The 10,672-nt window shown below is 58.2% G+C and carries 8 protein-coding genes and 2 tRNA genes; 7 read left to right on the top strand and 3 right to left on the bottom strand.

All coding sequences use genetic code 11. The features are described from left to right. Positions 1–8 precede the first annotated feature (8 nt). From IEX75_RS17935 to IEX75_RS17925, 3 genes are all read left to right on the top strand, one after another. Positions 9–84 (top strand) — tRNA-Gly (locus IEX75_RS17935). Between the two features lie 81 nt (positions 85–165). Then, positions 166–239 (top strand) — tRNA-Cys (locus IEX75_RS17930). 6 nt (positions 240–245) lie between these two features. Beyond that, positions 246–593, top strand: a complete 348-nt coding sequence (locus IEX75_RS17925; protein WP_188796267.1) for a hypothetical protein — start codon at positions 246–248, stop codon at positions 591–593. A gap of 8 nt (positions 594–601) precedes the next feature. Here IEX75_RS17925 and IEX75_RS17920 read toward each other — a convergent pair whose 3' ends face one another. Beyond that, the gene (locus tag IEX75_RS17920) at positions 602–1,303 is read right to left on the bottom strand and encodes a DUF4386 domain-containing protein (RefSeq protein WP_188796265.1); all 702 of its coding nucleotides are present in this window, start codon (positions 1,301–1,303) and stop codon (positions 602–604) included. A gap of 151 nt (positions 1,304–1,454) precedes the next feature. Further along, complete coding sequence (locus IEX75_RS17915; RefSeq protein WP_188796263.1) at positions 1,455–2,102, bottom strand: dihydrofolate reductase family protein; 648 nt, start codon at positions 2,100–2,102, stop codon at positions 1,455–1,457. 229 nt (positions 2,103–2,331) lie between these two features. Here IEX75_RS17915 and IEX75_RS17910 point away from each other — a divergent pair, with 229 nt between their 5' ends. After that, entirely contained in the window at positions 2,332–2,826 is a 495-nt protein-coding gene (locus IEX75_RS17910; protein WP_188796261.1) for a hypothetical protein, read from the top strand. A 21-nt stretch (positions 2,827–2,847) separates the two neighbouring features. Here the strand turns inward: IEX75_RS17910 and IEX75_RS17905 are convergent, their stop codons facing one another. Beyond that, on the bottom strand, positions 2,848–4,506 hold the full coding sequence (locus IEX75_RS17905; RefSeq protein WP_188796260.1) for an MASE1 domain-containing protein: 1,659 nt from the start codon (positions 4,504–4,506) through the stop codon (positions 2,848–2,850). A 319-nt stretch (positions 4,507–4,825) separates the two neighbouring features. Between IEX75_RS17905 and IEX75_RS17900 the strand changes: the two genes are divergently transcribed. Genes IEX75_RS17900 through IEX75_RS17890 form a run of 3 tightly spaced genes read left to right on the top strand, consistent with a single transcriptional unit; the run spans position 4,826 to position 10,388 of the window. Next, entirely contained in the window at positions 4,826–6,229 is a 1,404-nt protein-coding gene (locus tag IEX75_RS17900; RefSeq protein WP_229720940.1) for a TolC family protein, read from the top strand. After that, entirely contained in the window at positions 6,226–7,347 is a 1,122-nt protein-coding gene (locus tag IEX75_RS17895; protein ID WP_188796258.1) for an efflux RND transporter periplasmic adaptor subunit, read from the top strand. The genes IEX75_RS17900 and IEX75_RS17895 overlap by 4 nt, the downstream gene beginning before the upstream one ends. Next, the gene (locus tag IEX75_RS17890) at positions 7,344–10,388 is read left to right on the top strand and encodes an efflux RND transporter permease subunit (protein ID WP_188796256.1); all 3,045 of its coding nucleotides are present in this window, start codon (positions 7,344–7,346) and stop codon (positions 10,386–10,388) included. The genes IEX75_RS17895 and IEX75_RS17890 overlap by 4 nt, the downstream gene beginning before the upstream one ends. Positions 10,389–10,672 lie beyond the last annotated feature (284 nt).

The following is a 10,672-nucleotide window of genomic DNA, read 5'->3' as shown; positions in this document are numbered from 1 at the left end:
GCTCCGATGCGGGAATAGCTCAGTTGGTAGAGCACGACCTTGCCAAGGTCGGGGTCGCGAGTTCGAGTCTCGTTTCCCGCTCCAGTTTCAAGCAAAACCTCGGTGAGCCGAGGTTTTGTTTTTTAAAGCGGGCCTCGACCTGTTATGGTTGCGGTTCAGCGCGATGGCCAGGTGGCAGAGTGGTCATGCAGCGGCCTGCAAAGCCGTGTACGCCGGTTCGATTCCGACCCTGGCCTCCATTGCGAATGAAGAAAAAGCGCCCTTGTGGCGCTTTCTTTTTGAGAGATTCACCACTTCGCAGCGCTCACAAAACTTTCGTTATGGCTGAGCTGTCCTTTTGGCTTAACGGCGAGCCAGAGGTTGATCTGTCAGAAATTCGTGCGGCACCGAAAGATACGAGCCCAGAACCAGAGTTCGCACGCAGCACCGGCAACAAAGAGCAGCGAACCACCGCGGGTCATGCCGACGCTATACAGAACGAGTGCAGCGATGAAAATAGCAGTCGTAAGAAGATGATGTTTCATGTGACCTCCGAAACAATCCACCGATTAAGCATAAGCCTGAGTGAAGCGGGCATCATCAACGCCCATTAGCCGAGATGTTACGGCTTCTGTGGTTCCCTCACACCGCGCAACAACAACCAAAAGCCGATGATGATTTCATACAAGCCTGCCGGCGTGTCGAAATTTCCGCCCACCGGATTATCCGGCCACAAGATGGCAACGATTGTCCCTACCAACATCACCACATAGGCCAACAGCCCGAACCCTGCCAGCAGCCGCGGGACATAGCGGGATTTGAAAAACAGCCAACTGTAAACGATGCAACCCAGCGATAAAAAAATCAGGCCGATGTTGTAGCCTGCGTCATGCGTGTCATTGAACAGCCAAACGAGATGCTGCAATTGCTGACTTGAAAACACCGCGGCGTATCGCGGATCGGTCAGCAGCAACAACATGGTGAAGCTGTTGAGCGTAATGACGCCAAGTACCGCAACCTCCGCTACCCGCCAAAATGTGGCAAGTAAAGCGAGATGCTTGCCGATCGGCCGAAGCAGTACATACAGCGCGACGGCCATCGCGATATCGCCGGCAAAGGCGGTTAGATCACTGATGATGCCGAGGCGGAACAGCAATAGATGATGAGTGATAAGCGTTGCTGTCTTGGCAGGGTCGTTATCCGCGATCAAACTGCCGCGGCCGTTGTATTCACCGAACACGCCACAGGCCATCAATAGCAGATACAGAAAGCCCGCCACTCTCGCAGCGATGCGCTGGGACCGATCGATCGCGATACTTGCCATGGCACTCCCCTCGACGCCGGCGATTGGCGCGATATCAACGGATAAGGCATTCCATATGCGGGCCTGGTAATACGTTCGACCACGCAAGGCTAGCAGCCACCTACGCAGCGAGGAGTGCCAGAGGTCATCGCGTGCCGGAGGTCATTGCGCCTCAGGTCCGTCTGCTCAGAAATACATGCATTGCGCGCTCACCCGCCACATGTTTTGTGCATTCGTAACCAAGCGCGTGGGCATTGAGCCCGTTCCATAGGTTCTCGCCGGATCCAAGCAGCATCGGGCGAACGACCAGATGTAATTCGTCGATCAGCCCAGCTTGCAGGTATTGCCGAACAGTGGAGACGCCGCCGCCGAGTCGAACATCGCGGTCTCCTGCAGCTGACTTGGCTTGCTCCAGCGCTGCATGGATACCTTCGGTAATAAAGAGGAATTCCGTACCGCCTGCCATCTTGAGCGGTGCGCGCGGGTAATGCGTCAGCACGAACACGGGCGTGTGGTAAGGCGGTTCCTCGCCCCACCAGCCTTTCCAGTTTTCGTCCGGCCATGGTCCGCGGATAGGGCCGAACATATTGCGCCCGATGATCCAGGCGCCGATGTTTGCAAAGCCTTGTTCGGCGATGCCGTTGTCGATACCCGTTTCCCCATCGTCCTGACCCTGCATGCGCTGCCACATACGCGTGTGGAAGAACCATTCCATAAGCTCGGGGCCGCGGACACCAAGTGGGTAGTCCAGGCTTTGGTCAGGGCCGGCAGCATAGCCGTCGAGGGAAACGCCAAAGCTGTGCACGCGTAGTTTGGGCATATGTCTTCTCGCTGTAAGTCGGTGCGTAAAACGATCCTCGCGACTTGCCACGATTCAAGTCGACGTCAGCAGTGGATCAGGTAGTCAAGAAAACGTGAAGGTGCCGGTAGTGCTATCGCGCTGCTGAATTGTGGCTACATTAGCCTAAAAAATTCTCCAGCTTATACACGATTCGCCTGCTACATTTCCGCTTCCGGTAGGCGAACTACCATTCACCCAGGGGAAGCCCATGTCCCGTAATCAAGGAAGCTTTGTCCGTAAAGCAGCATTCGCCGGCCTGACTGCGCTTTGCGTTTCTTCAGTAGCTTTTGCTCAGACCGCCGCACCGGCGACTGGACTTGGCCAATCTTGGCCGAATGCTACAGACGTAAGTGTCAGTCCGAACTGGCACGTGTATGTGTTCGTGTTGAACGGCATCGAGTACATCCAGATCAACGATCTGAATGGCATCGTGCATGCTGCGGTAGGTACTGCCAATGGTTCGTCCATTGTATTGCCGGTGGGTGTTGATTCGCAGAACGTCACTACCGGCGCGCAGAGCGCACCGGCATCGGCGTCGTCCAGTGCGGTTAGTGCAACGTCGAATACTACACAAACGGTTTATCAAGATAGTGCGACTACAGTGACCGCGACGCCTCAGAGCAACGGCACCACGACGTTCAACGTACTTAGTGCTCAACAAGCTTGTCCTACCGCGTCGTGCGGCGGTGGCCACGGTTCTTGATGGGGTGAGTGAGGGGTATTTCTATTTCACCCATAGACGCAGAGGCGGGGCAAGGCGAGCGATCTCTCCTTGTTCCTCCTCGCGAATGGCATCATGCAGCAGTGCCGTTAATTGCAGCCGATCGGCAGGCATGCGTATGTGGAGCATGCCGTCAAAGATGCGTACCTGGTCGCGCATTTCAGGAATATCAAGCATGCTTGCGCCCAGCTTAGCAGCTAGTCGCTTGCGCTCTTCAGTGTGGTAAACCGCACTGGCAATACCTGTCTCTTCCAGTACTCCCGTTACACGAAGTGCGATCCAGCGCTTTCCGTTGGTTTCCCCACCACGGAGTATGAGGTTCACTCGAGTGCAAGCGAGCCGGGAAGTGACATAAACAATGGCTTCGCATGCTGTTCGATAGGTCGCGGTGAGAACGGCGGGGGCCAGGCGACTGAAGCCGCGTCCGCTAATCTCGCAACGATAGGCAATACCTGCTTCGTCCAGCGCGCGCGCAACGGTTTCATTCAGAGCAGCTGGTAAACCACGCTCACGCCATGCTACAGGATGCATGCTTTCGGCAAGGCGATATACCTGGCTTTGTGTGTTTAGAGCTTGCTTATAGAAGGCATGGCTTTCGATGTTTGGCACGATCCGGCGCATTTGCTCAAGCAAACGGCTGTTGGTGACGTGCAGAGTTCCAGCAAGGTATTCCAGCGCCTGGGAGGTTTGCCGCATGCGTTGTTCACTGAGCTGGAGGCTTTGTCTTGCGACGCGTTGCACGCTGAGCATGGTGAGCCGCTCTTCTTCTTCTTTCGCAAGCTGGACGCTGATGCGTGCTCCAAGCGCAAACAAAGATGTCACGGTGATAGTCAAGAACATCATTGTCGCGTAGAGCTTGCCGTCAGGAGCTTCTTCAGGCGGGATGGCGATGGAAATGCACGCGATAACGAGGGGCGCGCTGACTGCGACTGCTCGCCAACCATGTTTCAGTGTCAGCCATGCCATCGGCAAGGCCATGGCTATAGTTGCTATCAGGTTGGTTTCTTCGCTTCCTACATGATTTAGCCAAGCGAGAAGGACGATGGCGGGAATCAGGAGGGTCGCTGTATCAAGGGTCAAGCGGCTGGCGAGTAGGTTGTGGAACTGTTCGCGCAAGTGTCCACGGCGACAAGCAAGCCAAGTCATCAAAACCCATGGCACGACGGAAACGATGGCCAGATAAGGGCCAAAGAAATAATCCACCAGCCAGGACAGGGGGGCAAACGGGCCAACTACGGCTTTTGCAAAGGAAATGACGGTCCAGCTGTAGGCCATGTTGCCCAGCGAAACAAGCAAGATGCACGTGAGCAACGCCTTGACGTCCACCACGTGTTCCGATTTGAAAGGGAGTGGGGGGAGTTTGCTGCGGCACCACCAGACGATCGGCATTATTACGGTAAACGTGGGAATACACCCCGCAGCCATTCCCGCAGGACCGAGGTCTGTGCACTGAAGAGTCTCATACGCATTCGGCAAAGCTTCGCCAATATAGAGCGCAGGCCAGTACCGATAGGGTATGAGAAGGAGGCAGGCCAAACGTACGCCGGCATGGATCGGCCAGTGCCCGGTAGAAAACGGATGTATCGCGAGATAAAGAAGCCCGTAGCCGACAGCAACCCCCACCTGCAGCAGCCAGTCGTTAGTCCACCAGCGCTTCCCCATGCGTTTTCCCCTGCAAAATAAATTCACAAGTGTGTGTAGGCGTCGTCCCGCATTTTCCCGCCAGATTAACTTAAGGATAAAACAATGTTGGTCGTGAAGTTTGTGTGAGTGAAGTCAAGGATCAAGGAGGCGGACGTCACATTTATGAAGCAGACTTCGTCATGGCCACAACTTTTTGCGGAAACCGGTGTTGTAGCGGCTCGTCGAATGGCCAGATCCCTATCGGCATCGCACCGGGAACCCTGACAACCAAAGTATGTGCTAAGCAAAGGCCGCTAGCCTTTGCACCCGATCCAGGACCTAAGGTGGAGACTTGCAGGTGCGGTTGTTTCGTAAGGATTTACCTCATGGCCGTGGAATACCCCTGGTGCGTGCGCTGGGGTTGGCATGCGTCGTAGGCCTGTCGGGCTGCGCCACTTACTCCCACTTGCCGCTGGGCGAAGGGCAGGGTGCCAAGGATGTATCGCAGCTCTCTGTCGACACATCGACCATGCCGCTGCCGGCGTTGCGCTCCCATCCATTCGATCTATCCCATGGGATGGACGTTACCGACGCGGCGATCCTGGCGGTTGCCAATAGCCCGGATTTGAAGGTGATGCGGGACCAGGTAGGTATCGCACGTGCGCAAGCGTTCCAGGCGGGATTGCTGCCGGACCCGCAAATCTCCATCAATCAGGAATATCTCACCCATCCCATTCCGGGTTACCGGACCTCGTCCGCCTACGGCATCAGTGAAGACATCACCAGTTTGCTGCTTCGCTCCACCCGCAAGGCCGCGGCTAATGCGCAGGCCGATCAGGCCAACCTGGACTTGCTCTGGGCGGAGTGGCAGACCATTGCCCAGGCGCGGCAGCTGTTCAACCAGGTTGTTTCACTGCGCGAACAGCAGCGGCAATTTGCCGCAGAGCAGGTCGCCCTTGCACCTGTGGATGGCTACGTGCGCAAAGCATTGCAGGAAGGCAATCTCACGTTTGATGCCGCCAGCGCAGGCCTCAATGCGTATGCCGATGCCACCAAGCGGCTATCCGATGGCACCGTGCAATTGCACCAGGCGGAGCACGATCTGCGCGTGTTGCTCGGGTTGGCACCGGATGCGCCGCTGGAGCTGATCGGGGAGCCTTTCAAGGCTTCACCCACGCCTGACCAGGTCGAGGTCGCGCTGGCCAGCCTGCCGCAGCGGCGGCCGGACTTGTTGGCACTGCAGGCTGGTTACAAATCACAAGAGGCCACCTTGCGCGGCGCCATTCGTGCGCAATTTCCCGCGCTGACGTTTGGCGTCGATCGCCAAAGCGACAACTCCGGCATCCCTTCGCATGGCATCAATATCGGCGTGACCTTGCCGCTGTTCGACCGCAACCGCGGCAATATCGCGATCGAAAAAGCGACACGGCAACAGCTCAAAGATGACTACGAAAACCGTGTGCTGACGACGCGCAATGACATTCGCCAGCTGATGCTCGATCAGGACACGCTGACCAAGCAGCTCGAACAATCACAGGCGCAATCCAAGCGCCTGGATGAAGCACGCCGCGCCGCTGAAAGTGCTTGGCAAAAAGGTTTGCTCGACTGGCCGACCTATTTGTCCATCCGTGCCAATGCGCTCAGCGCAGACACGGATTACATTGCGGCACGCGACCAGCAATCGCAGCAAGCCATTGCGCTGGAAGCCTTGCTCGGCAGCACCGATCTTCAACCGTCCTCCGCCTCTGCGTCCAAACCATGAATCGACTTGTCCTTACGCGTGCCGCGCTAGCGGCAGTGATGCTTGCTGCACTGGCCGGTTGCGGCAAAGGTGGTGCCGCCGATGACGATGAAGCGCCGGAAGTGAAAGGCACGGTACTGGTAACGACGGTGTCGCCGGCAAGCCAGACCTTCCACGACACCATCCAGGCGTGGGGTACGGCGGTGGGTGATCCGCACCGCGCCAGCACTATTAGTTTGGGACATGGTGGCCAGGTGATCGGCTTGCTGGTGGCGGGCGGGCAGTCCGTGCAGCGCGGGCAGGCTTTGTTGCGCGTAGCGCCCGATCCGGTTGCCCGCAATGCGTATCTGCAAGCGCAAAGTGCGCTGGATCTTGCTACCGGCGAACTCAAACGCACGGAACAGATGGCTGCGCAGCATCTGGCTACGCAATCGCAGGTAGCCACGGCACGCAAAGCCCTCGATGACGCCAAGACGGGCCTGGAAGCGCAGCGCGCACTGGGCGGCGGCACGGCCGAAGAAACCATCAATGCACCTGCCGATGGCGTCGTAACGGCACTCAACGTAAACCTTGGTGATCGCTTTCAGGCAGGTACGGCGTTACTGAGTTTCGCGCCGTCCCAGGCATTGGTTGCACGCCTTGGCGCACAGCCGGAACAGGGGGCGCATCTCAAGCCTGGCATGCCGGTGGAAGTGCAAGGTACCTATGGTTCTGGCGAAAGCCTGCAGGGTCGCCTCGATGTGGTCGGCCATGCGGTCGACGCGCAAACGCATCTGTTGCCGTTGCAGGTGAGCTTGCCGCCCGAAGCCGGCAATGTGTTGGTGGCGGGTTCGGCGGTGCAGGCGAGTATCGACGCCACCAGCTATACCGCATGGGCTTTGCCGCGCGGTGCCGTGCTGCAGGATGACAAAGGTGCCTATGTGTTTGTCGTCGATCACGATCACGCCAAACGCATCGATGTCGCCCTGAAGCATCCGGATGGCGATACCGTCGGCGTGCAAGGCCCGCTGGACGCCAAGATGCAGGTCATCGTGACCGGCAACTACGAACTGGACGATGGCGACGCGGTGCGCGAGGGCGACGATTCGGACAAGGCGCCGCAGGCAGCGGCCAAGGCCCAGCCGGAGTCCGCCAAGTGAGCGTCACCGCATGGATGCAGCGACATTGGCGTTCGCTGCTGTTTCTCGTGGTCATGTTGACGATTGGCGGTGTCGGTAGCGCCATTTTCATGCCGGTGGCCTTGTTCCCGAACGTGCAATTCCCGCGCATCATGCTCTCGCTCGATGCCGGCGATCGTCCTGCCGACCAGATGGCGATTGCAGTTACTACACCGATCGAGACGGCCTTGCGCCGCGTGCCCGGCGTGCGCGACATCCGCTCCACCACCAGCCGCGGCAGTGCGGACGTGTCGATCACATTTGACTGGGGCACGGACATGGGCCGCGCGTTCGGCGACGTCAGTGCCGCAGCCAGCCAGGTGCTGCCGGAGCTGCCGGCTGGTACGCAACTCACCACCCGTCGCATGGACCCCAGTTCGTACCCGATGCTGGCATATAGCCTGCGCTCGCACACGCTGTCGCCCAGCGCTTTGTACGACTTGGCGCAGTATCAATTACGCCCCTTGCTCAGCGGCATCAATGGTGTGGCGCGCGTGCAAGTGCAAGGTGGGGAGATCGCAGAATTCCACGCCGACGTGGACCCGAATCGTCTGCGCGCGCAAGACCTCAGCCTCACCGATGTCGCCACCGCCGTCAGCCGCGCGGCGACCATCGAAGCAATGGGGCATGTTTCCGATCACTACAAGCTGTACCTGCTGCTTGCCCAGAACCAGCCGCGTACGGTCGATGCGTTGCGCCAGATCGTGGTGCGTGCCGATAGCCATGGCATCGTGCGCCTAGGTGACATCGCCGATGTGACGTTGAGCCACGTACCGCAGTGGATTCGCGTGACGGCTGATGGCCAGGATGCGGTATTGATCCAGATTCTGCAGCAACCGGACGGCAACAGCGTGCAGATCGCACGCGACGTAAAGCAACGTTTGCAGGATTACGCACCGCAGATGCCAGCCGGCGTAAAGATCGCCAACTGGTACGACCAGTCGCAGCTGGTTACCGGCGCGGCCGGCAGTGTGCGTGATGCAATCTTGATCGGCATTGTGCTGGCCGGCCTGGTGCTGTTCGTGTTCCTGCGCAACACACGTGTGATTTTCATTGCGATGCTGGTGGTGCCAGCCGTTCTGGCGATCACGGTGCTGCTGCTGCATGTGCTGGGCATGAGCTTCAACATGATGACGCTCGGCGGCATGGCGGCAGCGGTGGGCCTGATCATCGACGACGTGATTGTGATGCAGGAACACATCATGCGCCGGCTGCATGGCGTCAGCGGCCATGTGAGTGAGCGGATCGGGCGTGCGGCGTTGGAGTTTACCCGCCCGCTGACTGGCTCCAGCGCAGCAACGGTGGTGATCTTTGTTCCGTTGGCGTTTCTTACGGGCGTCACTGGCGCGTTCTTCAAAGCCTTGTCGCTGACCATGGCCAGCGCACTGGTCATTTCCTATCTGCTGACCTGGATCGTCGTGCCGTTGCTGTCAGAACGGCTGCTGGACCAGCGACACATCACCGATCATTCGGGTGGTGTGTTTTCGCAGCGGATCAGGCACGGTTATGAAAACCTGCTGCAACGATGGCTGAAACGCCCGCTCTGGATTGCAGTGTTTGTGCTGCCCCTGATCGCCGTCGGCGCGCTGGCCTTCAGCCAGGTTGGCACCGGCTTCATGCCCGCGATGGACGAAGGCGGTTTTACTTTCGATTACATTTCCAAGCCGGGCACCTCGCTGGAGGAAACCGGGCGTCTGCTCAATCAAGTTGAGGCGATCATTCGCGCCAATCCCTATGTGGATACCTATTCGCGTCGCACCGGGCTGCAGCTCGGCGACGCGCTGACTGAAGCCAATACGGGTGACATCTTTGTTCGCCTGAAGAATGGCTCGCGTCCTTCTACCGAAGAGGTGATGAACGACATTCGCCAGGAAGCGGAAGAGAAAGTACCTGGCCTGGATGTGGAAGTGTCGCAGCTGATGGAAGACATGATCGGCGATCTGGTATCCGTGCCGCAGCCGATCGAGATTCAGCTCTACAGTGATGATCCCGACCAGCTCAATGACACGGCCCAGAAAGTGGCCGATGCACTGGGTAAGATCAGTGGCGTCAACGGCGTGCTTCCTGGCATCAATCCCGCCGGCGATGCGCTGGTCATGACGGTGGATCCCGCCAAGGCGGCTTTGCAGGGGCTGGATCCTACGGCGGTGAAGGAACAGGTCGATGCGGCCATCGACGGCACCGTCGCTACCCAGCTGCCCGCCGACGGCAAGATGATCGGGGTGCGCGTGCGCTTACCGGCATCTGCCTATAAGCGCCTGGAACAAGTATCTGCGCTACCCATTCGCGCGGCGGATGGTCATTTGCTGCCGTTGTCGCAAATCGCGAGCTTGCAGATCGTGCAAGGGCAGCCGGAAATCACGCGCAGCAATCTCAAACGCATGGTCGCGGTCACTGGTCGCATCAGCGGACGCAGCATGGGTGCCGTGATCAATGACGTGAAAGCCATGCTGGCCAAGCCAGGCGTGCTGCCCAAGGGCATGTATTACCAGCTGGGCGGGTTGTATCAGCAGCAGCAGGAAGCCTTCAAAGGGCTGACCGTGGTGCTGTTTGCCGCCATCGCGCTGGTGTTCACACTGCTTTTGTTCCTCTACGAAAGTTTCCGCGTGGCGCTGGTGATCATGCTGATGCCATTGCTGGCCATTGGTGCGGTGTTTGTTGGCCTGTGGCTCACCGGTATCGAGCTCAATATCTCCGCGATGATGGGCATGACCATGATCGTCGGTATCGTGACCGAAGTGGCGATCTTCTATTTCTCCGAACTGGAGGAAGTCGTTGCCGAAAAGCCGTTGCACGAGGCGTTGCTGGAAGCTGCCCGGCATCGTATGCGCCCGATCCTGATGTCCACGATGGCGGCGATTCTTACGTTGTTACCGCTCGCCTTGGCGCTGGGGTCCGGCTCGCAGATGCAGCAGCCCTTGGCGGTGGCGATTATTGCAGGTCTGCTGGTGCAGGTGCCGCTGGTGTTGCTGGTGATGCCGGTGTTGTATGCGGTGTTGATGCGTTCGCGGAAATCCGTGTAGGTTGGGGTGCAAACCCTGATGCATCCCCACGTTTTTTGCTTGATGATATGAACAAAATCAGCAAGCTAGCCAAGGTCTATTTAATTACCTCGGCGTCATTCCGGCGAAGGCCGGAATCCATGGTGAATGCGAAGCATGGATTCCGGCCTTCGCCGGAATGACGCTGAGGTAAAAATGCTAAGTATTGGCCGCGAAAAATCCCATCCTTGAACAGCTCGAAAAACGTAGGGATACCTCAGGGTGCAAATCCCAACCATGATGGGTATGGCTACATAAGCAATAAA

Origin of the sequence: Dyella nitratireducens, from assembly GCF_014642835.1 — a bacterium.
Taxonomy (GTDB): domain Bacteria; phylum Pseudomonadota; class Gammaproteobacteria; order Xanthomonadales; family Rhodanobacteraceae; genus Dyella_B; species Dyella_B nitratireducens.
The sequence above is the reverse complement of the archived record's forward strand: the minus strand, read 5'-3'. Positions and strand labels throughout refer to the sequence as shown.